At 48.2% G+C, this 26,659-nt stretch carries 25 protein-coding genes and 1 tRNA gene; 19 read left to right on the forward strand and 7 right to left on the reverse strand.

Annotation, left to right across the window (positions count from 1 at the left end):
• Window position 1 precedes the first annotated feature (1 nt).
• Together BUB94_RS02960 and BUB94_RS02965 are read left to right on the forward strand one after the other, a co-directional pair.
• Complete coding sequence (locus BUB94_RS02960) at window positions 2-1,495, forward strand: SpoIID/LytB domain-containing protein (protein WP_254793651.1); 1,494 nt, start codon at window positions 2-4, stop codon at window positions 1,493-1,495.
• The gene (locus BUB94_RS02965) at window positions 1,476-2,780 is read left to right on the forward strand and encodes a MiaB/RimO family radical SAM methylthiotransferase (protein ID WP_073234071.1); all 1,305 of its coding nucleotides are present in this window, start codon (window positions 1,476-1,478) and stop codon (window positions 2,778-2,780) included. The genes BUB94_RS02960 and BUB94_RS02965 overlap by 20 nt, the downstream gene beginning before the upstream one ends.
• A 121-nt stretch (window positions 2,781-2,901) precedes the next feature.
• On the opposite strand, the gene BUB94_RS02970 is transcribed toward BUB94_RS02965, so the two are convergent.
• The gene (locus tag BUB94_RS02970) at window positions 2,902-5,706 is read right to left on the reverse strand and encodes a fibro-slime domain-containing protein (protein ID WP_083538062.1); all 2,805 of its coding nucleotides are present in this window, start codon (window positions 5,704-5,706) and stop codon (window positions 2,902-2,904) included.
• 321 nt (window positions 5,707-6,027) lie between these two features.
• Here BUB94_RS02970 and BUB94_RS02975 point away from each other — a divergent pair, with 321 nt between their 5' ends.
• A complete protein-coding gene (locus tag BUB94_RS02975; protein ID WP_139259075.1) occupies window positions 6,028-6,540 on the forward strand; it encodes a hypothetical protein in 513 nt (170 codons plus the stop codon).
• A gap of 73 nt (window positions 6,541-6,613) precedes the next feature.
• Here the strand turns inward: BUB94_RS02975 and BUB94_RS02980 are convergent, their stop codons facing one another.
• On the reverse strand, window positions 6,614-7,510 hold the full coding sequence (locus tag BUB94_RS02980) for a DUF3078 domain-containing protein (RefSeq protein ID WP_073156104.1): 897 nt from the start codon (window positions 7,508-7,510) through the stop codon (window positions 6,614-6,616).
• A 165-nt stretch (window positions 7,511-7,675) separates the two neighbouring features.
• On the opposite strand from BUB94_RS02980, the gene BUB94_RS16340 reads away from it, so the two are divergent.
• On the forward strand, window positions 7,676-8,185 hold the full coding sequence (locus BUB94_RS16340; RefSeq protein WP_073156743.1) for a hypothetical protein: 510 nt from the start codon (window positions 7,676-7,678) through the stop codon (window positions 8,183-8,185).
• A gap of 84 nt (window positions 8,186-8,269) precedes the next feature.
• Here BUB94_RS16340 and BUB94_RS02990 read toward each other — a convergent pair.
• The 3 genes from BUB94_RS02990 to BUB94_RS03000 form a co-directional block, all read right to left on the reverse strand.
• Window positions 8,270-8,340: transfer RNA gene (locus tag BUB94_RS02990), tRNA-Gln, on the reverse strand.
• A 49-nt stretch (window positions 8,341-8,389) separates the two neighbouring features.
• Window positions 8,390-9,829 carry a hypothetical protein gene (locus tag BUB94_RS02995; protein WP_073234080.1) on the reverse strand — a complete coding sequence of 480 codons (1,440 nt, stop codon included), beginning with the start codon at window positions 9,827-9,829 and terminating at the stop codon, window positions 8,390-8,392.
• Window positions 9,826-10,680, reverse strand: a complete 855-nt coding sequence (locus BUB94_RS03000; RefSeq protein ID WP_073156099.1) for a TIGR02147 family protein — start codon at window positions 10,678-10,680, stop codon at window positions 9,826-9,828. The genes BUB94_RS02995 and BUB94_RS03000 overlap by 4 nt, the downstream gene beginning before the upstream one ends.
• 349 nt (window positions 10,681-11,029) lie before the next feature.
• Between BUB94_RS03000 and BUB94_RS03005 the strand changes: the two genes are divergently transcribed.
• The 3 genes from BUB94_RS03005 to BUB94_RS03015 all read left to right on the forward strand — a co-directional run bounded on the left by BUB94_RS03005 (window position 11,030) and on the right by BUB94_RS03015 (window position 13,207).
• Window positions 11,030-11,836, forward strand: a complete 807-nt coding sequence (locus BUB94_RS03005) for an alpha/beta hydrolase family protein (RefSeq protein ID WP_101478800.1) — start codon at window positions 11,030-11,032, stop codon at window positions 11,834-11,836.
• 153 nt (window positions 11,837-11,989) lie between these two features.
• Window positions 11,990-12,742: a hypothetical protein gene (locus tag BUB94_RS03010; protein WP_073156093.1), complete on the forward strand. Its 753-nt coding sequence runs from the start codon at window positions 11,990-11,992 to the stop codon at window positions 12,740-12,742.
• A gap of 21 nt (window positions 12,743-12,763) precedes the next feature.
• Entirely contained in the window at window positions 12,764-13,207 is a 444-nt protein-coding gene (locus BUB94_RS03015) for a hypothetical protein (protein ID WP_073156090.1), read from the forward strand.
• Between the two features lie 4 nt (window positions 13,208-13,211).
• Here BUB94_RS03015 and BUB94_RS03020 read toward each other — a convergent pair whose 3' ends face one another.
• Window positions 13,212-13,934, reverse strand: a complete 723-nt coding sequence (locus BUB94_RS03020) for a UDP-2,3-diacylglucosamine diphosphatase (protein WP_073156088.1) — start codon at window positions 13,932-13,934, stop codon at window positions 13,212-13,214.
• Window positions 13,935-14,025: 91 nt separating this feature from the next.
• Here BUB94_RS03020 and BUB94_RS03025 point away from each other — a divergent pair, with 91 nt between their 5' ends.
• From BUB94_RS03025 to lnt, 3 genes are read left to right on the forward strand one after another with little or no spacing between them, the layout of a single operon-like run.
• Window positions 14,026-14,583 carry a hypothetical protein gene (locus BUB94_RS03025; RefSeq protein WP_249269320.1) on the forward strand — a complete coding sequence of 186 codons (558 nt, stop codon included), beginning with the start codon at window positions 14,026-14,028 and terminating at the stop codon, window positions 14,581-14,583.
• 11 nt (window positions 14,584-14,594) lie between these two features.
• Window positions 14,595-15,281, forward strand: coding sequence for a 16S rRNA (cytidine(1402)-2'-O)-methyltransferase (gene rsmI / locus BUB94_RS03030; protein WP_073234085.1), 687 nt, complete (start codon window positions 14,595-14,597; stop codon window positions 15,279-15,281).
• Window positions 15,282-15,292: 11 nt separating this feature from the next.
• The gene (lnt, locus tag BUB94_RS03035) at window positions 15,293-17,236 is read left to right on the forward strand and encodes an apolipoprotein N-acyltransferase (RefSeq protein ID WP_083538069.1); all 1,944 of its coding nucleotides are present in this window, start codon (window positions 15,293-15,295) and stop codon (window positions 17,234-17,236) included.
• On the opposite strand, the gene BUB94_RS03040 is transcribed toward lnt, so the two are convergent.
• Complete coding sequence (locus BUB94_RS03040) at window positions 17,226-17,861, reverse strand: alpha/beta hydrolase (RefSeq protein WP_249269319.1); 636 nt, start codon at window positions 17,859-17,861, stop codon at window positions 17,226-17,228. The genes lnt and BUB94_RS03040 overlap by 11 nt on opposite strands.
• Window positions 17,862-18,023: 162 nt before the next feature.
• Between BUB94_RS03040 and BUB94_RS03045 the strand changes: the two genes are divergently transcribed.
• The 9 genes from BUB94_RS03045 to BUB94_RS03085 all read left to right on the forward strand — a co-directional run bounded on the left by BUB94_RS03045 (window position 18,024) and on the right by BUB94_RS03085 (window position 26,652).
• Window positions 18,024-19,028: a hypothetical protein gene (locus BUB94_RS03045; RefSeq protein WP_139259072.1), complete on the forward strand. Its 1,005-nt coding sequence runs from the start codon at window positions 18,024-18,026 to the stop codon at window positions 19,026-19,028.
• The gene (locus BUB94_RS03050; RefSeq protein ID WP_073234090.1) at window positions 19,025-20,248 is read left to right on the forward strand and encodes a hypothetical protein; all 1,224 of its coding nucleotides are present in this window, start codon (window positions 19,025-19,027) and stop codon (window positions 20,246-20,248) included. The genes BUB94_RS03045 and BUB94_RS03050 overlap by 4 nt, the downstream gene beginning before the upstream one ends.
• Before the next feature lie 98 nt (window positions 20,249-20,346).
• Complete coding sequence (locus tag BUB94_RS03055; protein ID WP_073234234.1) at window positions 20,347-21,162, forward strand: TPM domain-containing protein; 816 nt, start codon at window positions 20,347-20,349, stop codon at window positions 21,160-21,162.
• Between the two features lie 90 nt (window positions 21,163-21,252).
• Complete coding sequence (locus tag BUB94_RS03060; RefSeq protein ID WP_073156077.1) at window positions 21,253-21,942, forward strand: hypothetical protein; 690 nt, start codon at window positions 21,253-21,255, stop codon at window positions 21,940-21,942.
• Complete coding sequence (locus BUB94_RS03065; RefSeq protein ID WP_073234093.1) at window positions 21,939-22,547, forward strand: LemA family protein; 609 nt, start codon at window positions 21,939-21,941, stop codon at window positions 22,545-22,547. The genes BUB94_RS03060 and BUB94_RS03065 overlap by 4 nt, the downstream gene beginning before the upstream one ends.
• Window positions 22,548-22,562: 15 nt before the next feature.
• Window positions 22,563-22,832 (forward strand): hypothetical protein, encoded by a 270-nt coding sequence (locus tag BUB94_RS03070; protein ID WP_073156072.1) that lies wholly within the window; start codon window positions 22,563-22,565, stop codon window positions 22,830-22,832.
• A 68-nt stretch (window positions 22,833-22,900) separates the two neighbouring features.
• A complete protein-coding gene (locus BUB94_RS03075; RefSeq protein ID WP_073156070.1) occupies window positions 22,901-23,968 on the forward strand; it encodes a DUF3300 domain-containing protein in 1,068 nt (355 codons plus the stop codon).
• A 35-nt stretch (window positions 23,969-24,003) separates the two neighbouring features.
• Window positions 24,004-24,927, forward strand: coding sequence for a cysteine synthase A (gene cysK, locus BUB94_RS03080; protein ID WP_073156067.1), 924 nt, complete (start codon window positions 24,004-24,006; stop codon window positions 24,925-24,927).
• Window positions 24,928-24,984: 57 nt separating this feature from the next.
• Window positions 24,985-26,652: a glutamine--tRNA ligase/YqeY domain fusion protein gene (locus BUB94_RS03085; RefSeq protein ID WP_073234095.1), complete on the forward strand. Its 1,668-nt coding sequence runs from the start codon at window positions 24,985-24,987 to the stop codon at window positions 26,650-26,652.
• Window positions 26,653-26,659: the final 7 nt, after the last annotated feature.

The raw sequence follows: 26,659 nt of genomic DNA on the forward strand, positions 1-26,659 counted from the left end.
GTTGGCCAGACTGTTGACATCCCTCTGGTTTGCAGCCAGCCTGCTAAGTTCCGTTTATGCGGAACCGCAGGCTGTTTCTGTATCCGACGGTTTCGATCTGCCAGGAGATGTAGAAGAAACCGAAGTCATACGCTTTGTTCCCATCGAAGCCTCCAACACTGCGGAAGCCCAATTTTCTAGTTCAAGCCTCGCTGCCAACTCGGCAGGTAGTTCCGCAGCAAATTCTATCGCCAGCTCAGCCAACATGGTGGCCAGTTCAGCCAATGCCGTCAGCAGTTCCGCCAGCGTAGCAACAAGTTCCCCATTCGTCCCAATTTCCGCAATTTCCACCGAAGGAACAGATCCCCTTCAGGAGACCGCGGTAAAATTCGAAGAGCGCAAGGTTCCCCAGGATTTAGACCGCCCTCTCCGAGTCGGGGTGCTTATTGGAGCCAAGGAAGCCTACCTAAAATACGCCGACGACATTATCAAAATTATCGCCAACGGGAAAAGCATAAAACTTTCCAGCAAGGGCCAGTCCATGGAAATGGAATCCCGTGAATTCGGCAACGAAGACGGATCCTGCATCGCCTTTGCAGCAGATACCAAAAGTCTTCAGCGGGCATGCTATCCGGGTACAGTCCTTTTCAGGGCAAGCAACGGCAAGGTAGATGCTATCAACTCCGTAGACGTAGAAGATTACCTACGCGGCGTCATTCCCTACGAAATCGGCAAACTTGACAGCGGTCGCATCGAAGCCCTGAAGGCCCAAGCTGTCGCAGCCCGCACATACGCCTACAAGCATTACAATAGCCGCGAAGCCCAAGGGTTTGACGTCTATGCCGACACCAAGGACCAAGTCTATAAAGGACTAGAAGGCGCCACCCCCCTTACAGACGCCGCCGTCAAGGCCACCGCAGGCGTTACCATGATGTACAACGGAGAATTCATAATCGCCTATTACCATTCCACCTGCGGCGGAACCACAGAAACCCTAGCCACCTGGAATCGTCCAAACCTCCCCTACCTCCAGAGCAAGCCAGACCGTCGTAACGATGGCACCCCCTTCTGCAACGAATCCAGCTACATGAAATGGGAACGCCGTTTTGCAGACAAAGAAATCGCCGACCTAATCAAGCGCAATTTAACCGAATCAAAAGCCAAGCTATCCTCCGTCGCAACCAAAGATTTCAAGAAAGTCAAGGAAATCACGGTCAAGAACAAACTAAAAAGCGGTCGTATTCAGACCTTGGTTGTAAAAACCGACAAGGGCGACATCGAAGTTCTTACCGACAGAACCCGCTGGCTCTTTAAAAAGAACAACTCCATCCTCCCTTCATCATTCTTTACCATCAAGCAAAGCGGCAAGGAATGGATCCTCACAGGTACCGGCTTCGGCCACGGAGTCGGCATGTGTCAGATGGGAGTCCGCGCCCGTGCCCAGGCAGGACAATCCTACCAGGAAATCCTCACCCACTACTACCCGGGAATCACCCTTGAAAAATTCGACCGATAAACCAACCCTTTCCGTCATTAGCCAGGGATGTGCTGCAAATTTTGGAGAGGGCGAAAAAATCGCTCGACTTTTTGACAACGAATTTAACGTCACCTTTGGCCTCCCCAAAGAAGGCCTAGAACCAGCCGCATTTATCCTGAACGTATGCACGGTCAAGGGGAATTCAACGGCACTAAAATTACTGCGCGAGGCAAAAGCCATTGCACCCCAGGCAACTTTCTTTGTAACAGGCTGCGCCCCTAGGGATCTGCAGGAAGAGGTTCGCAAACTTTTTGAGGACGTCAGATTTACAAGCCTCAACGAATTAAGCAAAGAAAGAACATCCCAAGAAACACTTATCCTCAAGCCGGGAACCGTTCTTCGCGAATCCCCTCTCGTAGGTATCGTCAACATCGAAGAAGGCTGCCTAGACGCATGTGCCTACTGTTCCACCCGCCTAGTCAAAGGGCGACTGCGTAGCTTTTCTGCAGAATCTATCGTAGAGCAGGTACAGCGACTCGTTTCTGACGGTTGCATCGAAATACAGCTTACAGGCCAGGATTGCGGTTGCTACGGATTTGATTTTGCAGGGAACTCCCGCGCAGAATTTCCCGCCCAAAACCTGGCTGAACTGGTTCAGCAGATACTCGTCAAAGTTCCAGGCGATTACCGCATCCGCCTAGGCATGGGCAACCCGCGGCACATCAAAAGCTACCTGGAACCGCTCATGGAATGCTTCCAGGACGACCGTGTCTACAAATTCATCCACCTTCCCGTCCAGAGCGGATCCGAGCACGTTCTGCAGTTGATGAACCGCAAACATACCGCCAAGGATTACCTGGAGCTGGCAAACGAGTTCAACAAGCGATTCAGCTTGTTCACCCTCAGCACAGACCTTATTGTCGGCTTTCCCGGCGAATCGGACCAGGACTTCAAGGACACCTTAAACATCCTCCAGGAAACACACCCTACAGTCTGCAACATAACCCGCTTCGTCAGCCGCCCAGGTACGGTAGCAAGCCGTCTAGAGCCAATCGTGCCCGACACCGTTAAACACAGTCGATCTGCAGAACTGGCCGCCGCATTCCAGGCCATCGCTACAGAAAATAACGCCCGCTGGATTGGTCAGACAGAGCGTGTGACCGTAGAAAAAGCAGGCTATCGCCAAGGCACCATCATCGCCCGCAACGACGCCTACCGCCCAGTTGCTCTGAGCGAAGGTCTTCAACCAATAAAAGCTGGCACCCGCCTACAAGTCAAAATAACGGTCGCCGAACCATTCGCCCTCATTGGTTCTATAGTTTAATTCCAACATTTTTGCATGTCTGCCAGAAGGCTTTTACGGAACTACCGGCTACGCCGGTAGTTTTCTCTATGCAAAAAGCCTCGGCATTGAGCCGAGGCTTTTTAAACTTTGCTAACCGCTATTACTTATTCTTATGACGGCGGTAACCGAAACGATAAGTATCAGAGGTACGCTTGTAAGTGTTGGTCTTGATCTGACCAGCTTCGTCAGCATCGCCGCCCTTCACGCAGTACTTGTAGTCTTCCTGAATGAAGGTAACCTGGTAGATGTACGGGCCAGTTGCAATCATACGGCCGCTCTGAGAAACAGGATACATCTTGATGGTCATCCAGCCCAAGCCAGTAGAACCGTACAGCGGATATTCCTCGCCGCAGGCGCCAAGCTTAGCAGTTTCGCCACCCAGAGCCTTATGAATTTCGTCAGCACTCATACGCTTCTGGTACTGGCTAACAAAATGGCCCATATGGTCGAACACGCGAACGTTAAGGCGGAACGGACCAGAAACCGGATAAGAAATACTTGTGCAGCTTTCAACACCAGATTCATCGCTGAAGCACATAGAAGATGCGCTTGCCTTACCACCGACGTAAGCCACAGAACCGGCACCAACAGTACCATTAGCACCAGCCTTAGAGAAGGAGCTCTTATCTTCGTTGGACAGCACCAGCGGGTTACCATTACCAGCAGAAGTGGGGATAGAGGTAATGATCAAGTCAGCGGTAAAGTCAGCAGGCAATTCACCACTGTTGTTCTTGGCAACTTCGGTCAATACAGCAGCCTGCTTATCAAATTCAGGACGGTCAATATTCTTGTCAAGAACGAAGGTTTCGACGTTGGGGTTACCCACGAACTGAGTAACAGACCAATCGCTAGGAGTATCCGGGAAACCAATCACCTTCTTTCCAGAAGAAGACTTGATATCGAAACCAGCGGCGTCCATCTTCTTGGTCCAGGAAATCATCTGATTCCAAGCATCAAGACCCACGGTAGACACATAAGCAGCCTTCAGTTCTTCGTCGTTGGCAATTTCGTTTTCAGGATCGCGGAAATTGAATGCAATCTTGTCGTTACCGGAAATGCCAGAAGTCATAACATTACCATCAGCATCGACCAAGATACCTTCCATATCGTACTGAATACCAGAAGGACCAAGGTTAATACCATCAGAAATAGAGGTAATGTAGTAGCCATAAACCTTAGTAGAAGAAGCACCGGTAGAATCATAGACCGTTCTCATCACCAGCAAGACCGGAGCGGTGCCTGTTGCGGCAGCGTTTCTGATGTTAATCAAGGAGGATTCATCCAGAGTAGTATTCAGGGTCACGCTGACAGTCTGCTTACCAGTACTGTCGGTAGTCACCACAGACTTACTTACAGAGGGCTGACCATAGCGAGACGGAGCGAGTTCAGAAAGAGAACTGCGGATACGGAGGTTAGAACCATCGGTCTGACGGTCAGCATAGAAGAAGTGGATATGATGCCAGGAGCCATCCTTCCAGGTACCATCAGCATCAAGCTTGATAGAGCAGGAGTCAGCCTGTTCCAGAGGATCGCCCGGCCAGCAACCATGAGCAAAGCCACCTAAACCGGCGACACCAAACTTCTGACCAGAAAGGTAGTCCATGTCAGCCTTACCAGCTGCAGCCAAGTGAGTACCACCCAGGTCAACCACCAGAACGCCGTCCACGTAAATCCACATGTCATCGTCACCAGTGAATTCGAACACTTCACCAGCACCCTTCTTGTACTTAAATGCGGCGTAACCCATCATGGTAAAGCCATAGTTGCGCAGGTGACGCAAGCCAATTTCAGAAGTGGCAGCAGCCTGATATGCGGCAGCACCAACCTTGGGACCACCATTACGCTTCCAGGCATTGCAAAGTTCTGCAGTATTCGAACCCTTAAAGTCGGTCTGGTCCTTTGCATATCGATATTCATAAGGCGGGCAGAAAATGGAAAGAGACTGAGCGCCGTACTGATTCGGATACTGGGGTTTGGGTCCCAGCCAGGTAAATTCGCCATCATCAGAAATGGAATCCAGCGGGAAGTAACCACCATTGTTCCAGTTCTTATCGATTTCAAAGTACTTCGGATCACTAGGATCCTGATCCAGGATCAAGGTGGTATTGGTACGCAGGTTGACATTATCTACATCCGCATACCACTGGCTGAAATACTGGTTATCACACCCTTCACGCTTAGCGGAAATTATGGGAGAATACATGTCCAGACCGCCGTTAGGATCGTTGGGATCCTGAACGAACTGCAGGTTTCGTTCAACAAGGCCCGGAGTCACGTACACAATCTGTGACCAGGAGTGCCCCTTACAGACCTTACCTGCGGTACACTCCTTTTTGCTGTCGGCCATATTGGCGGCCCAAGTCGAAGAAGCGTCGGAGCACAATTCAGACACAAGACCACGCATAGTCTTTAGGCTAAGGGGATTCAGCTTAGCATCGTAAGAGCAATCCTTGAATTCACCGTACCAGGCATAACCCTGGTTTGTAACTCTAGAAATAGCGGTAATATAGTCGGGAACCGTAGAAACGGCACCGGACTTGGTCATCACGGAACCATCGGCGTTAGCCTTGGGATAGCCTTCGGTACCTACGGGGAGACCGTAATCAGGAGTCTGGGTATTACCGCAACCATATTTACCATAGTTAGATCGACGACCAGTCCACGTCGGATCCGTGCTGTATGTAGCCAACCAGGAACTCGGCTTAGCATCATCCTTGCCAGAAAAGATGCTGTAATAAGCTTCTTCCTGGAAGTTTTCAAAGTCGGGATGACCCACGTCAAAGTCGCGGACAACAATATCCAGTTCTCTCTGGTTATCTTCAACAACCGCAAAGGACGAAACCACCCCAGCGAGTCCAAACATCATCGCGGTAAGAGATATCCGTTTAAAACGATCCAATTTCATATAGTCCAATCTCCACCTGTGCACAGGTTATGAATATTCAACGCTAAATATACACCATTTTAGACTATATATTAAAAATGAAAATTGAAAAATATCTGTAAAAAAGCAATAAGGAACGTTCAAAGCCATAAAAACACACCTTTTTTCGCCCACAGCAGGAACTTTCGTTTCAAAAAAGGCATTTTCCCCCTTCATTTTTCTAAAATAGCACCCATTATGTCATTTACCATGATTTTACCCATCATAACCGCACTAATTCTATTGAGAATTTTTTGGCTTCGCGTCAAGGCAGCAAACGCACATAACGAAAATTTCAAAAAGTTGCCTTCTAAAGATCAGCTAGCCGTGCTAAAGGAATGCCTCCTGAACAATCCGTCAGAATCAAATCTGCGTAATCTTGGGAATTTTCTGAAAAAAAACGGTCTAGACCAAGATGTGGAGTCTTACCGTCCCTTCCTAAAAAAGCAGCTGGAATTACGAAATAAGGCAAACGCCCTGGAAGAAGACAACCAACTGTTCGAGCAAGAAGCGGACTGGCTAGACCAGATAACGCCCCCGGAATTCAGCGAAGCCGACCAAGAACGGCAGAACGGCAACAAGGAAGCACACATCTGCCTTTGGCTAGAAGGAATCAACCGGCTCTATTCCGACAAGGCAATCCAGGAACGCCTATCAAGCCTCATCCCCCACTACCCTAAGGCGGAACTCCTGGCAAGGCAGTACACTGAATTAGCCGAACTGAGAGACAACAGCGCCGCAGATGACGCCTCCCTAGAAAAGATCCGCAAGGCTAAGGACGCCTGGATTCAGGAATTATTAAATTACGAACCGTAAAAAATTTGCACTATATAAGAAGAAGGCTCGCCGAAGCGAGCCTTCTTCTTATATCTATCGGATTCTCTAAATATTAGAACCAGCGCCAGGTCAGACCGAAGAGCACCATGTTCTTAACCTGAGCATCTTCATCCTGATCCAGGTCGTAAGCCATATCGAAGCCAACCTGCAGTTCGATCAGCGGGGCAATCAGAACAGTCAGCAAGTTTTCCCAACGACCGTCAATTGCGTTGACACCTTCAAAGTTGGTGAATGCCCACAGACGGCTCTTGAAGCTAACCACATCAGAAAAGCCGTACTTGAATTCAGTAACGGATTCCAGACCCGGTTCATCCTTCACGGTCTTAAGATGGTCGCGTTCGCCACGAGCAATCTTTTCGGCACCGTGTTCATCAGCGTAGCCGTAGCCGTTAGAAATGGTCATGCGGTTTGCAAAACCGAGACGCTGGCTAAACATATCGTTAGGAATATAGGCAAGACCGGCAACCTGAGTTTCGTAAGCAGGGTCCATAAAGCTGGAGACAGCCTTCTTGACTTCGTTACCATCTTCATCTTCGCTATAGGTGTAGCCGGCAATCATCTGAGTTTCAAAACGGTTTCCGACGTAGGGCTTCAGCACTTCGGTCATGTTGAAGTCAAGCATGGATTCCCAGAAAAGACGGTCAGAGGACTTACGACGGCCCTGGCCATCGGTCCAAGTCTGTCCGAGATCGATATCCACCAGGTTACGCCAGTTGGCAACCTTCCACTTACCCTGCACGTCTGCATCAAAGGTCACCAACCAAGTGTAGTTGGAAGTACCATCCTGCTGCCAGTTGTGGAAGTTGTAATAGTTATACTTGACACCGGCAACAACATCAGCAGTCCAGTTTTCGGGCAGAGCGCCTTCGAACATGCCACCTTCTGCCATAGCAGGAGCAGCCAAAGCACATGCTGCAACGCAAGACATAAAGAAATTCTTCAACTTCATATGTTTTCCTTTTTTTTGAGCCTGGCATACGCCGCGGCGGTTAAGTTAACGAAAAGATAGAACTTTTATTTTTATTATAAACCCCATTTTTTTATATCAACGCCCTCATTTGTGCAAATAATCACGAGGTTTACTATAATTGTCAGTATGAATCACCTCCCCAAAATGATAATACCTTTCGGATTAACCCTTTTGGGGGCGGTTCATTCAGGCGCTGCCGAAGCACCCAAACAGCCCTCCGATATAAAAATCGAAGTTGGGATCGGCACACGGAACCAGGCTCCATTGGTACTGGTCGCAGGCCTTGACTTCAGAAGCCTTGCCTTTAGAGTGCAGGGCATGGGCATGCATTACGGCGAAAATGATTTTTGGGCCAGCATCAGGGGAAGCCTCCTCTGGACTTGTTTTAGCGAACTCCCCTTCAAATTCGATGTTGGCATTGGCGCAGGCTACGAATACGCCGAAGCCCCCAACAAGATGCACCAGGCCATAAACAACGCCAACAAGAAAAAGTACGTGTACCCGTTCAACTACAAGGAAGAACTGGACATTTCCATGGAAATGTGGGTCCACATGTACGGTCTATATACACAAATCAGCGTGCCGTTTTACCAGTTCAAGGATCACGACGCCCAAAATGTACTGTGGGGCGTAGGCTTTACCTACACCCTTTAAATATAGACGAAGCCTCAAAAGGACAACGCAAACTTTTGGGAAATAAAAAAAAGAGACTCCCAAAGGGAATCTCTCTTTTTTTCGTTGAGTTACCAGGATTCGAACCTAGACAAACAGAGTCAGAATCTGTTGTGCTACCGTTACACCATAACTCATCGTTGGTGAGCCAAAGTTAACTAATAAAATTAACCTTGGCAAGGGGTTTTATTCATTTTTTTCAGAAAAAATGCTGAGATTGATTGGACTATAGGTCATCCACTGTACCTGTTGGACACTTCCCTCGGGCAAAGACACCGCATTCTGGGTCACATAGTACATCATGGGGACCTCCATCTCACGCAATTTTGCCACGACCTTGGGGTCGCCGGAATAGAGAATCACATCCTGTACGCCCATAGGCAGATCCACTAGAGACGCCTCATCGTAGCAAGTGACGTCGCGAACAAAATGGGATGTACCCTTAATACCCACAACAACGCTATTCAGCATGCAGTCACTAGACTGGGTCGTATCTTCGCGGTCAACAACCAGGGCAACACCATAAGACAGTCCCGACGGCTTGCTCAACGTGTCTACACCGACATCCAGCGTGTCCTTCAGATTCTTGACTTCACCAGCCATCACATAGCGGGACACGCCAACCTGGACCGGGAAGCCATCCATCATCAATCGATATTCAACTCTGAAGGAATCTTCGGGAACGGATTCCGGAACGGGCAACCACCAGCGGCCAAGGCTATCCGTCTTCGCATTTACAACAAATTCAACAGAATCACCTTCGACAAAGTCAAAGCCGTACAGATCCGTAATCAGCATGACTTCCACACTGTCACAAGGCTTACCGCTCTTGCAAATAACGGTACCGCTAATACGGGATACGACCTTAGCGACTTCTTCCTCTTCCTTGATCAGGGAATCCACGTCAGACTTAATGCTCCAGATGAACGGTCCCTGTGTAACGGTATCTCCGGCAGCAACAGAGTCCTTCAGTTCCCAGCGGCGATAAATCAGGCTGTCCGCGACACCGGAATCCTGCAGCTTGGCAACAATCTCCGGGTCCCAGGGGAAGAACGACATCCAGCCAGTACCAGCGGGAATCATCAAGCTGAACGAATCGCCTGCAAATACGCTCTGGAAGAAGGGCGTTCCTGTCAGGCTAACAATAAAGTGGGAGCCAACCTTCACTGCAGAATCGGCTTCTTCATAAAGGAGAACGCCGTTAAACAAGGCGGCCTTTTCTAGCCTGATGGAATCGTAATCGTCAGACTTCGAAGTCGTATACGGCAGGTAGAAAATTTCAGATGTCAAGGAATCAAAAACAGCCAACTGGAAGGTGTCAGCCATTGCAACGGCAAAGGCGAACCGACCTGCAGAGTCCGTCACAGTATCCCTAGACTCGGGGATTTCATAAGAATCTGCCTCAGAGCTTGCCAACCTGGCCATCCTGACAGTAGCGTTCACGGCAACAGAGCCATCGGCACGATGGACCACGCCGGCCACTTCAGCTTCAGTTGTAGCAATGGTATTGCCCGTATCGGTCACAGTTCCTGCAGTACTGGAGTCACTGGAACAGGCACTCACGAAAGCGAGCCCGGCGACGCAAAACGCCACCAGCATCAAACAATTCAAAAAGCGAGTCCTCATGCATCCTCCTCATCAGGTTCCGGAGGCAAGGCAACCTTTTCCTTACTCAGCGGAAAGAACTGAATATTCATCTGGGCAATCATAGTCTCGCCTTCGTCGGAACGGACAATGTCGACAACTTCCTTGCGGAACAAGTCAATCTTGCTGATAATACGTTCCAGACCTTCGGCAGACACGCTCATTGTCATGCAAGATACATTTCTACGTTCGGTGCTGTAGTGATCCAGGGCATCTTTACCCAAATCAATCATCTGTTTCTGGAACTGATGAACGAACAGCGGAGCGATTTCGGACCCACTGAAGATGGCCTTGTTCACAGAACGATAGCAACCGGTAATATCCAATTCGATCAACTGCAGGTTCAACAGGAGCTGAATAGCCTGTTTTGCCTGCGGGAGCGTGATCTTCGGGTTCAGGAACAGCGCCAGTTCCTGAATATTCTTCTCGCCAATATTCAGCACGGAAAGGGCTTCGCGAACAGCCACATAATACCACTTGCTGTAGTATTCCTGCTGGTTCTTGGTCAAAGACTTGATGGCACTGGGCAACAGAGCAGACATCTGCTCGAAGATAGCCTGCTTGGATGCCGGAGTAGTAGCATGAGTAAAATCAACCATCAAGGTAAAATAGCGGCCTTCCTTCTCGTTCAGTCCCAGCGCCGCAATAAACTTCGGCAGCATCTGGGGCGTAAGAGACTTACGGCCACGAATCAGGTCTAGATAGAATCCAGAAGACGAATACCCCGCCTTCTTGGCAAAAGACCTATAGGAAAAATACCGCTGGACAGACTTCCGGTAGTCATAATAGTCCTGCAGGTACTTCCTGTAATTGTAATATGCATAAACGTTCATCAGCAGGAAATATAATTTTTTCGGACATTTTTGGGAACACCTTCTTTGTAAAAAGCACCCCCTTGACGATGTAAAAAAAGCCGCTTTACTACTAGTATCAGCCTAGAGAACACCTAGAGAACACTTTCGTGAACACCATGCATTTTTCCTATACCCACCTTAAAAAAATTAGCCTATATTTAGGGAACACCCAATCCCATCCCTCGGACTTCCGCTTCACTCCAAGCGGAAGTCCTTTTTTCTTTATAATTTTCCTTGTAAGATTCCATACGGGAACAGTCCACGTCCGTATACAGAACTTTATAAGTTACTTTTATTATTTCATCCTTATTTTTCTATCTTTGTATACATGAATTCGTTCAAACCATCATCTATAAAGGGCTTTTTCCTTAGAATATTACGACTTTTAGGTGCTCTCGCCCTCATTTACTGCAGCATGGTATTCTACCTTGCACTTACAGAACGCCAAATCGCATTTCCGCGGGCAATTACCCACAAAGAAGCCAACGCAGCGATTCAGGGCAAGGCAAAACAGATTTCCTGCACGCTGGAAGACGGCAACATTTTAAGCGGTTGGCAGCTCGGCTCGGATAACAAGTCCATTCTGCTCTATTTCCCCGACACAGATGAAGATGGGGCCCAATTTCTCGCCGAAGCGGGAGAAAATGCACAAAGCACGCTAGTCACATTCAATTATAGAGGCAGCGGAAACAACAAGGGAACCCCCTCCTCAGAGAATTTTCTAGATGACGCCAGGCAAATCACCGCTTGCGCAAGCCAAATTACCGGCAGGGCGCCTGAAATAGTCGCCGGAAGGGGAATCGGAGCTATTTTAGCCGCAGAACAACTTAAATACACAAAAAAAAGCAGTTTATTTTTAATTGACCCCATCAGCAGCATTGCCGACAAGATCAACGAAAAATACAGACTTCTTTATCCCAAATTTTTGATACGGACAAAAGTCGACATGCCCGACTTGAACGAAATAGCTATTCCAGAACAGGTTATTCTCATTCAAGATAGACAAAATAGGCAAGAAAGCAACTTGATTTTCGAAAAAGAACACCCCAATTTCAAAAAAATCAAGGCTCAAGGCAGTCCCTTAAGTAATAAATTAAACCAAGCCTTACAACATCTTACTGCCCAAACAAGGTAAAAAAAGGCATTTTTCCCCAGTTATCTATGTGATTTACCTTACATAATGTAGCCTTCACAACAGGCATTATTGTTTTTTTTCTTATAATCATTGCATTTAAGGTTTAAAAATTGTTAATTTACAAGCAAAACAACAAATAAAAGAGGTGTAATAATGGACGGAATTATTGTTAAAATGGACATTCGTGGCTTCATCCGCTTCCCGGCAGAAGCTATTCGAACCATGAAACTCGACAAAATGGCCAAGCAGACAACTGGTCCCCGTGGCGAAACAATCGATGTTGGCCCCTATGCAGATATCGAAGTTGACCCGGTAGGCAAGCGCGTGGCTATCACTCCCGTTAAGGAAGCAAAGGCTACTTCTTTCCGCTTCATTCTGGGTGTCAACGGTTCCAAGTCCAAGTTCCTGTATTTCAAGGGTGCCCTTAACGCCATCGGCGAAAAGATCGTAACTGGCCCCTACATCCTGGAAAAGGAAGGCAACAAGTATATCTTCACCAGCAAGAACGCCTCCTCCAAGAAGAAGGGCGAATGGAAGCTTATCGCATGCCGTAACTCTGTTGCAAACAAGACCATGCTCTCCATCGACTCCCGTGGAACCATCATTTTCGACCGCAACTCCAAGAATGCAGTCAACACGGCCGTAAACAAGACCATGGTTGCAGAATACGACAAGACCAAGAAGGTGTTCTCCCTGACTTTCAGCAAGGACAAGGGATTCATCAACGTTCGTACTATCGCTAGCCACGCAAACGCCTCCTTCATGGGAACTCTTTCTTCTCATGGAATCGCTCTCCCGAGACAGAGCTACCGCACCGAATGCAAGATCGAAGGCAAGGTCCTGTCCTTCAGCGTTGCCTCCCTGGTCGCAGAACAGAGAGCGGCAGCAAAGGCTAACAAGAAGTAAGCCTTAAGCGAGGGGATCGTCATGATAGATGTTCTTAAGGCATTTTATACCGTACACTATAATTTTGGAGCCATTTGCGTGCTCCTCGCGCTTCTTTGTATCTTTTTTCTCACGAAAAAGAACTTTAGAGGCGCACTTATAGCCCTCGCGGTTATTATCGCACTGAATGTTTTCATTTTCAAGAGGACCGACGGAAACGCCTGGACCATAACTATAGAGCTTCCCGAAGAAACCAACAGTTATGGATTTTCCAGCAAGCCCGATCCGATTGTGATGACTTTTTCAGCGCTCAAGAATTGGACTATCACCGACGCCAAGGGCGAAGTTCACCATTGGTGCTGGGTAGACGCTTACTGGGATAGCTTTGCTAGCATGGATCTCGTCGCCAAGATTTGGGGTTCAAACTCTAGCAAGAAGATGATGCATTCCACAGAGAGTCGCGCAGACGCCTTCAACGGGAACTAAGCCCCTACAAAAAATCCTTTAAAACTAACTCACCTGCTTCCATCTGGACGTAGGTGAGTTTTTTCATCCAGTCCCCGGCAGAAGCGACAACACCATTCTTAACAGGCCATACTCCCGCTATATGGTGATGCCCCAGAACGCAGTAGTCACAGCAGTTCTTTTTCATAGCGCCGCCGGCCCATTCCAGATACTCGTCCATATTGATGACTCTTGTTTCGCCAGCCTTGCGGCTACTGCTGCCAACAAATCGAGCGAGACTCATCCCCCAATCCGGATGGATCAACTTAAAAAGTTTGCGGTTTAGCGGAAAATCAAGGATTTTTCGCATGACGCGATAACCCTTATCAGACTTGGCAACGCCATCGCCATGGCAACAGAGGACCCTTTTCCCCTGAACCTCAAGAATAACCTGCTTATGGACTTGAACGCCCAGCGTTTTGGGGAAGAAATCCTCATAGGCAAAATCATGATTTCCCTGAAGAAGATGAACTTCCACACCGGATTTCACCAATTCCCGAAGAGAAAAATACAGTTCAAAATGGTTTCGGCAAACGTAATCTCTATACTCAAACCAGAATTCAAACAGGTCGCCCGCAATGACCAAGTGAGAAATTTTACCGCGTAGCTGATTTAAAAACTGCACAAGTTTCTCTTCGCGATTAGCAACACAGAACGGAGTGTTCACACCCAGATGGGCATCAGATATAAAGACTACTGGTAAATCCATATCCGCAATTTAATAAAACAATAGGAACTCCCATACTTTTGTATCTTTACAAATGATGTTTTACACGAGAAGCAAAAGAAAAATCAGCGTTTTGATCGCTACGATACTGTTGGCCTTTTTATCGGGCTGTTCCGTAAATCTGCAACAAGGAAATCTAGAGAACATTCCCTTAACTCAGGAAAAGTTCAGTTTCTTTGGAAATATTCCCTTCGTTTATGGCGGAGACAGCCTGGAATTAAGCCAAGATTTGCTACGTGCTTACACGGCAGCGGCAACGCCAGAGGATTATCCAAGAAATTCGTGCCGAGGCAACGCCGAAATCATCGCATCAGTCAAGCAGGAATCGGCCCCGAGTTCATGGACTTTGGGAGCCGTGATTATCCCCTTTTGGCCAATCCTCCCTGTAGATGAAACCTTAAGCTTTACCCTCCGCGCCCGCATTTTCTGCAATGGCACTCTGGTCAAGCACGTTGAATTTTCGGAACAGGAACAGATCAAGGCCACCGTATACGGCCGCATGCGAAGCGACCTGATTAACAACGCCGCCAAGGAAATGCACCGCAAATTAATTCAGAGGCTCCGCTTCGAGTTACAGGGTTCCCGTCAGGCAGATTTAAATTCCGTACTCAGCTACAACACCTCATTATAAAGATTTTTACCATGGCTCATACACTATACATTGTCGCGACTCCCATCGGCAACATGGAAGACATCACCTATCGAGCAGTCCGTATTCTCAAGGAAGTTCCTCTGGTTCTGGCAGAAGATACTCGTCACAGCCGAATCCTGTTCGATGCCTACGGCATCAACACGACCATGGAACCTTATCACGATTTCAACAAGGAAAAGGTCACGCCCAAGTACGTTGAATTTCTAAAAAACGAGGGCAACATTGCGCTGATAAGCGACGCAGGAACCCCAGGCGTAGCCGACCCGGCATTTAACCTAGTTAGAGAATGTGTCCGTGAAGGAATCGACGTTCGAGCCATCCCCGGCCCCTGCGCCATGATTACCGCCCTGATCAGTAGCGGTATGCCTACCGACCATTTTGCATTCCAGTATTTCTCCCCTAAGAAGAGCGCCCAGCGCATCCACTTACTAGAAAAACTGAAGGATGAGGAAGCGACCCAGATTTTTTACGCCAGCCCCCACAACATCGACAAGTTCGTCGAAGAAATCAAGCTCGTATTCGGAGACATCAAGATCGCCCTCATGCGAGAATTGACCAAGAAGTTCGAGGAACATCTTATTGGGACGCCGACAGAAATTTCTGCCCACTTTAAAAGTCATCCGCCCAAAGGCGAATTCGTATTAGTTTTCAACCCTCAGGACAAGAGCGGTCTTTAACGAGTTTTTTCATGGAAAAGGTCAAACGATATATTTGCGAATTGCCGAAAGCCTACAAGATTTACGCTGCGGTAACCTTCATTGCTGAAATCATTATTTTTGCAGCAAGGGCTGACGAACCTGGACTCTACACCCAGAACATCCAGTGTATTCCCTTTATATTGGCACTTCCGTTTCTTTTTGTCAAAACAATCCGAAAGAACTTTACTCGTTGGATTTACACGTACAGCGTCCTATCCTTTTTAAATCTGGCCATAGACTACAATACTGCCAACTATAATGGAGCCGGCCATGCTGGTATCGTCCAGATCGCCATGACGTTCTGCCCAGTCGGCCTGTTCTGGCTAGTCAATTTTTTCCGCTGGAACATACGCAGAATCAAGGAACAGGATTCACGAACCGCCTTGATGCTATGTACTTTCTCCTGGGGACTTTATGCGTTCGCCTACCCGCCCATGCCCCTTGGCCCGGCAGCGTTATTGCTGCTAGTTCCCTGGTTTATAGTCCTTAACCGTTACGGAAGGCAACAGGCCCTGTTCGCCACATTCTGGTCAGCCATCCTATACAATACAATCAACTACTACTGGATTTACAATGTAATGCATGTAGAAACAGCTCCGTCGGGATTGATATTGTTCGGACTGTTCCTACTCATCGCCTACTTCAGCATATACAACGTTCTTGCCGCGTACGTCTACACTCTAGCAGCAAAGGCCTCCATCAAAGGCCATCGTTTACTACTCCCCCTTTTCCCCGTATTTTACGCAGGTCTTGAAATGACTCGTACCCGAGGGGATTTCAGTTTTCCATGGAGCCACCTAGGTTACACCTTCGGAAACCATCTGGAACTTCTGCAAATGCTCCCCTGGGTCGGCATCTTTGGTTACACGATCATGGTCGTTGCCTCCAACCAGGCCGTCGCCCATGCCTTGGCCAACTGCAAAAATCTCAAAAAGGCACTTCCCATTTTCTCGGTTCCCGCAGTCATTTTCATACTGCTTCTAATTCAGGGTTCAATTGTTCTTTCTTCAAAGGAAGCCCAACCTTTCAACAACGCTGATTCCCCCGAAAATCCATCAATTGCCCTGGTCCAGCCCAGTATCGCCCAAGGTGCCAAATGGAGCAAGGACCGTTTTGACTCCATCGTCAACAAGACAATCGGCATGGTAAACGACAGCGTGCGTGCGGGAGCAAACCTTATCGTCCTCGCAGAGACCGCCATTCCCGACCACATCAGAAGGCAGCCCGCAGTCATCCGACTCCTCAACAAGACGGCCACACTGAAAAACGCACAACTGATGACCGGAGCCCTAGATTATAAAAGAAACCCTCCTGGCAGCATTCGCAAGTTTGACATTTATAACGCCTCTTTCCTGTTCAGACCCGGCGAATCGGGATACAGCCGATATATCAAGAAGCATTTGGTACCTTTCAGCGAAAGAATCCCCTTTGACGATATATTCCCCATTTTGAATTATGTGGACCTGGGCGAAGGTGATTTTGTTCCTGGCAAGGAAACCCCCGTATACGGACCTTACGACTGGACTCCATACATTTGCTATGACGCCATTTTTGGTGATTTAATTCGAGAAGCCATCCGCAGCGGTTCCCGCCTTATGGTGAACATCACCAATGACGGTTGGTTCGGCAGAAGTACGGCCCCCTACCAGCACTTGAACCTGGTTCGCTACCGCGCCATAGAAAATGGAATGCCCGTAGCAAGATTGGCCAACAGCGGTGTTTCTGTATTCATCGACCAATATGGGCACTTCGATCTAAACACTAAACTTTTCACCGATGCCGTCATACAGAGAAAGGTACCTCTTAAGACAAGAGATACCTTATATAGCCACATCGGCGATCATGTAGAAACAGGCCTTTTAATATTCTTCCTGGCGTACTTGATTATCGCCCTGACATTAAACTGCCGTTGCTTTCGTAAAATTAAAGCATAAGCATCGGAGGCCAATGGCCGGCCTTGGGGCGTTCCTTAAATTCAGCATTGGGCAAGAATTCTTTCAAACCCAACGTCAAACTAGGTAAGACGGCCTGGTTCATACGTCCAAACAGGACCTTTGTTTCTCCGTTATCTTCAATTTTTGAATCAATTTTATTTCGCACAAGATAATTCAAGCCATCACCAAGTGCGTTTTTATCCATTTTCAAGGCGGCACTGAACCATTCATCCTGCCATTCGCCAAACTCATTTTCCAGGAACTCCATAAAAGCATTCAAGGTCGGTTCAGCAGCATTTCGAACCTGCCTGGCCATAAAAGTCAAAGTTTGATCGGTCCAGTTGCTTTCTTCATCACAAAAATCTGCATAAGGCGACAAAAGAATCCACTTCTGACCGCAAGGCTTATTCTTGGCATCCTTAAGCAAAGCCAAGGCGCCAAGCCCCCAAGCGACAACAGTTGTCGCCTCGGAAAGACCCTTTAGGCCATACATTCCGTCTAAACAGGAAACCATGTCTCCATACGAGACAAAGACGTGTTCAGCCTCCGGATTTGCACTGATAAGATCATCCTCCCACAGACTCAAATCCGAAGCCCAGTCGGGAAGCCAAAACCATTTTTCCATTATAGCATCCTCATGCAACGTCTTTATTAAACCATTAAACCTGTTTTAAATATATAGTGTTTTTAGGGAATGGTATACTTGTCATTAAAAAAACGCATTGTTCATTAAAAAAAGTTTACTTCCACTTTGACATATGCCAAATGATTGGGTAATTTTATTCATATGAACTTTGTAAATTACGCAATTGGATTTCTGGTACTTTTTGCATCGATTGCCGCAGCAGATAACGGCACGGTTTCTACACGTAAGAACGCAAATTCCGCATATAAGGAATTAGACGGCTCCTCAACCGCCAAGAAAAGCGGTGGAGAAATCAAGCATACAGATCGCTATTCCCAATATGAGGGAAAATACGCTCCCAAGGATCAACCCCAGAGTCAGCCCCAGGTCATAACATCCATTCCCGAAGATTTTCCACATCCGGTCATTATGGTCATTCCCGCCTTAAATTCTAAGGGGCTAAGCGGTCTTCAAGTTGTAACAAACAATCCCCTTGCCAGGGCGGCCATGGACGGAATTAACGAATACTTGACTCAACGTCGGTATGAAGTCAAGTATCTAGAAGGAAATGAAGCGCTAGATAAAGTCATCCAGGTACAGAACAGTCTGGCCAGTTCCGATGAGGATTTGGCCTACTTGGCCAGTCTCGTGCTCAATGCCGATGTCTACATCAAGTTTTCAGGCTCTGTAGACCGCCGTGGTATTGTTACCGTAGAATTGAACGCCTACGAGTCTTCAACGGCTAGACTTCTAGGAACCCAGAACTCCACAATCGACAGCCACGGCAGAATGGAGAAAATTGACCAGCAGGCAAATTTGAAAACTGCCGCGAAAAAAGCCATGCCCGGACTGGAATCCAAAATTTACGCCTACTGGGCCGATGACCTTCGAGAAGGCAATAAATACAAGGTCATCATGAACATCCGCGGCGATTACGACGACAGCCAAATTGAGGATGTTGAAGAGGACATTGTCCAGAACGTGAAAACCAAGTTCAAAAAGGCAAAAGTCAACACCATGACTGCCAAAACCATCGACATGGTTGTCTACAGCGACTCTGACGACGTAAACGACGTCTATAGCCAAATTCGCAAAGCCGTAAAATCAACCGCCTCCACAAAGAAGATCAACATCACCAAGAAGCTGATCATAATGGATGTTCTATGAAGACTCTTAAAATGGTAGCGCTGTGTACTATGCTTGTCGCCTACGCCCAGGCAGGCAAGATTATTACCTATACAGCCACTTCGCAGGAATCCCAGGAAGAGGCAAACAATGCCGCCATCGCAGGCGTTGCAAAGCAAATTTCTGCACAAGTCAAAGTCAATCAGACTTTAAACAAGGAAGAAATTACATCTGGAAAAGAGAGTTCCTTCAGCGAAAGTTTTCTCTCTAACAGCAAGGTTTCCAGCGACATCCAGGTTAAGGGAGTCGTTGTAAAAAAGGAACCTGCCGCCAAAGGTTTCAAGGCTACGGCGACACTGGACCTTGATGAATTCACCGCAGACATTCAATTCAAGATGAAATCTATCCAGTTAGATGTTACAAAACTGGAAGAAACGGCAAGGGACGCCCTAAACAAGGGAAGGTTCGATAGTGCAATCGAGGCCATCGAAAAAGCAAAACCCCTTCCTGCGCAATACAATGTCCTGGTCAATGAACTGGGCAAGGTATACCCCATAAACGAAAGTCATCGTTTAAAGCATGACCTCCAGGGAATAAAATCAGACATCGTCCGTGAACTTTCCAAATTAAAATTTGAAGGTCCTAGTCAACCGCTACAACTGTCAAAACCTGAAATTTCGCCCCTTGAAGTAACGGTATCTAACGAAAAAGAATTCATCGAAGGTTTCACGCTCGTCGCAAAACAGGGGCGAACAGTTCTAGATGAAAGACGAACTCAAAAGGACGGAACCGCAAGATTCAACATAAAAAACATTGACATCGACAAAGGTCCCTTTGTCATTGTAATCGAGCCAAACCTGCCTGAAGATTACCTCACCGCATCTGGCTTACGCAAGAAAATTGAAATCGATTTCAAGGTTTCCCAGACCCGCTGCAACATAAATGTTCAATGTAAGGAAGACGCAACGATTTGCAGTGCCCTTGAAAAAGGGTTGGCAAAAAAATCAATTTTTATTGATTCCGATGTAAAATCACCCATTCTAAAATTAAACATTTCAACAAGTGCAGGAAAACCCATAGAATATGTTCCGGGAAAGTTCACAACACCTTATGACGTGAATCTGTCCCTAAAGGGAGACAATATTACTTTCCTTACATCGGGCCATGAAAACGGCAAACGAGAAATGGATGCCACTATTGCTGTCATAAAGAAGATCAACTTTACGCCGTTAAAGAAACAATTAGACGATTATTGTAAATAAGATAAAAAACACATTTAAACGCAAAAATACACCCTACATTTTTGAAAAAAAAAGTTCATGGTCTAACATCAGTCCATGAACTTTCTATTTTCAAACCAATGAGAAAGAAGAGTTCCGTTTCATCAATAGCAATGTGGGCGATACTTTTATGTATAGCCCTGGCCTCAACTGCTTTTGCGGGGATCGGCTTAAAAAACAGCAGCGATAAAGAACTGCCAGCCCGTCCTGTAAACAGCTATGTCTACGACGAAAATCGTTTAATGAGCGCACAGGAAGTGCAACAGTTCAATCTGATTGCAGAAGAATTATACAGGAAGGCCGGTGTAGGGTTAGCGGCCGCCCTTATGAACGACATTGGGAACAACGACTACAGGGACTTCGCAGTCCGTACGGCGCAGAACTGGGGCGTCGGTGGAAAATCCAATGAAGGAATTTTGATTTTCGTCGCCCAGAAGCAACGTCGACGTAGCGTGGAAGTCGGTTATGGAGCCGAAGGATACCTGCCTGACGCCCTTGCAGAAAGGTTGCAACAGGCAACACTAGTTCCTGCATTTAGGCAACAAAAATACGGAACGGGAATTTTAGCTCTAGCCTGGGAAATTGCACAAGTCATCGCAAAAGAAAAGAACATCCAGCTAAATATCGGCGAAAACCCAGTTCCCGAAGAAAGCGGAGTTCCTGCACGCATGGTGCTGTTCATCATGTTTGTCGCCTTTATGCTGATGATGGCCAAGTTTAGTGGAGGCCGCGGAAATGGTTGCCTCTGGTTTATGCTGGGCAATGCCATCGGTAACGCTAGCCGAAACAGCGGAAGCCGCGGTGGCTTTGGCGGAGGATTCGGCGGTCGAGGAGGCTTTGGTGGCGGATTCGGCGGCGGAGGCTTTGGTGGCGGCGGTTCCGGCGGAAGCTGGTAATAATTTAGCGCAACACAAACAAAAAGCCCCATATGATTTTTGCAATCCATAAATGGATATAACTTGAATTTTTAAATAGGCATTTGATATATGAAAAAGAACTTGAGCGTCATCGAACTACAGAATTCCGACTGGCCCCGCCTTCTGCAGGAAACTTTAGGCGACAACCTGATTTCGGCTTTCGCCCACGGCGACTGTCTGATGGAAGGTTTCAATTCCATGGAATCCCCCTGGACTATCAGCTTCATTCTGAGGGACAACTCCAGCGAAAAGATCGCCCCCCTGCAGAACCTGCTGAAAAAGGCCAAGAAAGAAAATATTGAATTCCGCTATTACTTCACCCTAAAGGAAATCCAGTCTTCAGAAGACGTCTTCCCGTTGGAATTTCTGCACATCGCCCATCGCAACGCAGTCATTGCCGGTGCAGCTCCCCTCCCCAATTACGAGCCCAACATGGAATGTCTGCGTCTGGAATGCGAACGCGAGTTGCGCGGTTTGCTAGTCCATCTGCGCAGGGCCTTTACCTATCTCAAGGAAGATCGCAACCCCCTGGGATTCTTCGTACGGGCAAGTTCCACCATGCTTCCTACCATGTACGGAGTATACTACCTGAACCACAGGGAATATCCCGAAAATCACCAGCAGATCTTTAACGACTACCCAGCCTTGCAGACTCCCATCAGCAGCAAAAACGAGAAACTGTTCCTGGACAGCGTGAATAGCTATATTAGTACCGTCACAGAAATAGTCAACCTCGTCGACACCATGGAGGTGGTATGAAAAAGGTAATTATCGGCACTCTCGTTTCCGTCATCTTGCTTGCAGCAATCATTGTTGGCAAGTCCGTTAGCGTCTATAACAATATTATCGCCTTGGACGAAGGCGTAAAGGCCCAGTGGGCTCAAGTCGAGAACACCTACCAGCGCCGTTTTGACCTGGTTCCCAATCTTGTGGCTACCGTGCAGGGTGAAGCCGACTTTGAAAAGAGCACCCTGACTGCCGTTGTGGATGCCCGCAGCCATATGGGCGGCGTCGTTAAAGTTGACGAAAACGTCCTGAACGACGAAGTGGCCATGAAGCGCTTTCAGGAAACCCAGGCTACCCTGGGCGGCGCCCTGCAGCGTTTGATGGCTGTCAGCGAAAACTATCCGAACTTGAAGAGCAACACCAGTTTCCAGGAACTGCGCGTGCAGCTTGAAGGTGCAGAAAACCGCATTGCCGTGGAACGTAAGCGTTACAACGAAGTGGTCATGCAGTACAACACCACCATCCGCATGTTCCCCAACAGTCTGATTGCCGGATTTGCAGGAGCCAGCCCCAAAGTGCAGTTCTCTGCAGACGCAGGCGCAAGCACCGCTCCTACAGTAAAGTTCGACACCAAGTAATTCGAGTTTTGCCCAATGAAATGTACCCGAATTTTAGGCACAACCCATCACGGCAGCTATAAGAAAGTCATCGACGTCCTCTTTACCAAGGAAGAACTGTCGATGCGAATGAATCGCAAGACCGCCAGGGACGGAGTAGAAATCGAAATTGAAGTTTATGAAGACCTGCAGGAAGGTGATATCATTGCCGAAAACGACTCCTACGCCTATGCGGTAAAGCTATACGTGCCTAAATTACCCAAAGAAAATCTGAATCCTGAAATAAGAGTCAAAAATTACCTCTAGCACAAAAACTCCCGCGGATTAAATCCATGAAGAGGCCTTTTTTGTAAATTGAGGTACAGGAGTTGTTTATGGAAAAGTCTTTTCAGAAAAACATTTTAGTCAAATGGTTCCTTGCAATAACCTTTGCACTCATGACCTTCTCGGGAAGCGCCAAGGCGGCAGACTATTCCGCAGAGGAATTGGATACATTGGTCGCAACCATCGCACTTTATCCAGATCCGCTGTTGGCCCACGTTTTAACGGCATCAACCCACAATGACGAAATTCCATCGGCAAGCCTCTGGGCAAACGCCCACAAGGGTTTCAAAGGTGAAGCACTCACGGCGGAAATGCAGCGCGCTGGCCTTGATTACGACGCCAGTGTTCTAGCCCTGATTCCCTTCCCGACGATTCTTGCCACCATGGCAAAATACTCCACCTGGACATCTCAGCTGGGCAGAGCCGTAAAGAATCAGAATGGCGAAGTTATGTTTGCAGTCCAGCGTATGCGCCACGCTGCTTATGACCACGGGAATCTGAACTCTGACCAATACATAAAAGTCGAACGGGATGTATACATTACAATTGAACCGGTGAAAAAGGAATACATTTATGTTCCTGTCTATAACCCCTCTGTAGTGTATTATGTTCACACAGACCGTTATGTACCGATGCACTATGGCCATGTGGTCTGGACTGGATACTGGTATAACGATTGGGTTTGGGGCGACACCTGGTTCGAATGGCATAGCCACACCATCCGTCACCATCCGCGTCCACCTAGACCGCGCCACCATTACAATGCACAGCCCCCAAGGCATGGCGGACATTCCTACGCACCGGCCCCATCCCAGCCCCAGAGCCATCATCGCCTTCCTGTTAGGGAAACTAGTCCCAAGCCTTCAACAAAACCGCAACCTGCAAAGCAGGAACAACAAAGACCTACATACACGAAAACAGAAAATGTACATCCTCAGGAAGAATATAGACCTGTCAGCAATCCGCAGAACTTGACAAGAAACAAGAAGACGAATTCTTCCCAGAGTTCAACCTATAACGACGACCGTAAATATGACGATCGCCGCAACGGAGACGATCGTTCACGAGAATCAAACAGCCAAGGTAATGGCGGTTTCCGCAGAAGCATTCGTCGTTAGATTTTCCTTTTTCCCAATTATCACTTGGTAACCAGATGTCACTATACAACAGCATTCTTGAAACTATCGGTAATACCCCCCTTGTCCGCATAAACAAACTGAATAAGGGAGATGCCGAAGTCTACGTCAAACTTGAAATGTTCAACCCCCTGGGCAGCGCCAAGGACCGTGTGGCTCTAGAAATGATTGAAGCCGCAGAAAAGGAAGGCAAACTGAAACCCGGCGCTCTGATTATCGAACCCACCAGTGGAAACACCGGCGTAGGCCTCGCCTATGTTGGAGCCGTAAAGGGTTACAAGGTTGTGCTGACCATGCCCGACTCCATGAGCATGGAACGACGCATGCTGCTGAAATCCCTGGGAGCAGAAGTAGTCCTTACTGAAGGTGCCAGGGGAATGGCCGGCTGTATCGAAAAGGCAAACGAAATTGCGGCAGCAAATCCTGGGAGCTTTATTCCCCAGCAGTTTGAAAACCCCGCCAATCCCGACGCCCATTACAAGACCACCGGTCCCGAAATCTGGAGAGATACCGAAGGCAAGGTGGATGTATTTATCGCTACGGCAGGCACAGGCGGAACTGTCAGCGGAACCGCAAAGTACCTCAAGGAAAAGAATCCCAACCTGCATGTAATCGCTATCGAGCCCGACGACTCCCCTATGATTTCCAAGGGCGTTGCTGGCCCCCATAAGATCCAGGGTATCGGGGCAAACTTCATCCCCAAGATTTATGACCCCAAGGTGGTGGACGAAGTCTACCTGACCAGCACCGAAAAGGCTGGCAAGGCCGCCCGCGATGCAGCGGCAGAAGAGGGAATTTTTGTGGGTATTTCTTCCGGTGCAGCCCTGGAATGCGCCCTTACCGTGGCAAAGCGTCCTGAGTTCAAGGGCAAACGCATTGTGGCCCTGCTCCCTGATACCGGCGAACGCTACCTCAGCACCTGGCTGTGGACAGAAAAGTAAAGGGATTTTTCTACATTTTTCCCGTAAAATTATGGCAAAAACCTAAAAGGTTAGAAAATGGATATTCCTGAATCTTCGAATTTTATTCAAGACATCATTGTCAACGATTTGCAGACCGGTAAGCGCAACAAGGTGCTGACCCGTTTCCCGCCGGAACCTAACGGCTACATTCACATTGGCCATGCCAAGTCTATCTGCCTGAACTTCGGCACCGCCCAGAAGTTTGGCGGTTTCACCAACCTCCGCTTCGACGATACCAACCCCACTAAGGAAGATGTGGAATATGTGGATTCTATCCGCGAAGACGTGAAGTGGCTCGGTTTCCAGTGGAAGGAAGAATTCTTCGCTTCTGATTACTACGACCAGATTTACGCCTTTGCAGAAAAGATGATCGAAATGGGCAAGGCTTACGTTGAAGACCTGACCCGCGACGAAATGCAGGAATACCGTGGTAACGATGCTGGTAAGCCCTCTAAGCCCAGCCCCTACCGCGATCGTAGCGTTGAAGAAAACATGAAGCTGTTCCGCGAAATGCGTGACGGCAAGTATGCCGATGGCGAAAAGTGCCTCCGTGCAAAAGTTGATTTGGCTAGCCCCAACATGAACATGCGCGACCCGGTGATTTACCGTACCAAGCACTGCACTCACCACCGCACTGGCGACAAGTGGTGCATCTATCCTATGTACGACTTCGCTCACCCCATTAGCGACTGGATCGAAGGCATTACTCATTCTATCTGTACTTTGGAATTTGAAGCCCATCGCCCGCTGTACGATTGGTTCCTCATTGAACTGGGTCTGGAAAACCGCCCCCAGCAGATTGAATTCTCCCGCCTGAACTTGACCTACACCATGATGAGTAAGCGTAAGCTCTTGGAACTGGTGGAAACCAAGGCAGTCCTTGGCTGGAACGACCCCCGTATGCCCACGGTCTGCGGCTTCCGTCGTCGTGGTTTTACTCCCAGCTCCATCCGCGAATTCTGCAGCCGCATTGGAGTGTCCAAGGCTGAATCCATGGTGGACGTGAACCTGCTTTACTTCTGCATCCGTGAAGAACTGAACCAGAGCGCCAAGCGTGCCATGGCAGTCATCGACCCGGTGAAGGTTGTCATCGACAACTGGGAAGACGGCAAGGTGGAAATGGTTGAAGTTGAAAACAACCCCAACGATCCGAACGCAGGCACCCGCATGGTTCCGTTCTCCAAGGAACTTTACATCGAAGCCGAAGACTTCATGGAAGAACCTCCCAAGAAGTATTTCCGCTTGAAGCCGGAAGGCGAAGTTCGCTTGAAGGGCGCCTACTTCGTAACTTGCAAGAGCGTCGAAAAGGACGCAGACGGCAAGGTGACCGTCATTCACTGCGAATACGATCCTGCCTCCAAGGGTGGCGAATCTCCTGACGGTCGTAAGGTGAAGGGCACCATCCACTGGGTGAGCGCCGCTCATGCTGTAGATGCAGAAGTCCGTCTCATCGACAACCTGTTCACTCTTGAAGATCCGTCTGATGTTCCCGAAGGCGAAGATTGGCACAACTACCTGAATCCTGAATCCATGGTCATTAAGCAGGCTAAGCTGGAACCCAGCCTGGCCGACGCCAAGATGGAAGACCGCTTCCAGTTCCTGCGTCTCGGCTACTTCTGCCTGGATTCCGACGATTCCAAGCCGGGCAAGCTGGTGTTCAACCGCACCGTTGGCCTGAAGGACAGTTTCAATCCTGCAAAGTAATTTGCGG

The sequence above is a fragment of the Fibrobacter sp. UWH9 genome (assembly GCF_900129715.1).
Lineage (GTDB): Bacteria > Fibrobacterota > Fibrobacteria > Fibrobacterales > Fibrobacteraceae > Fibrobacter.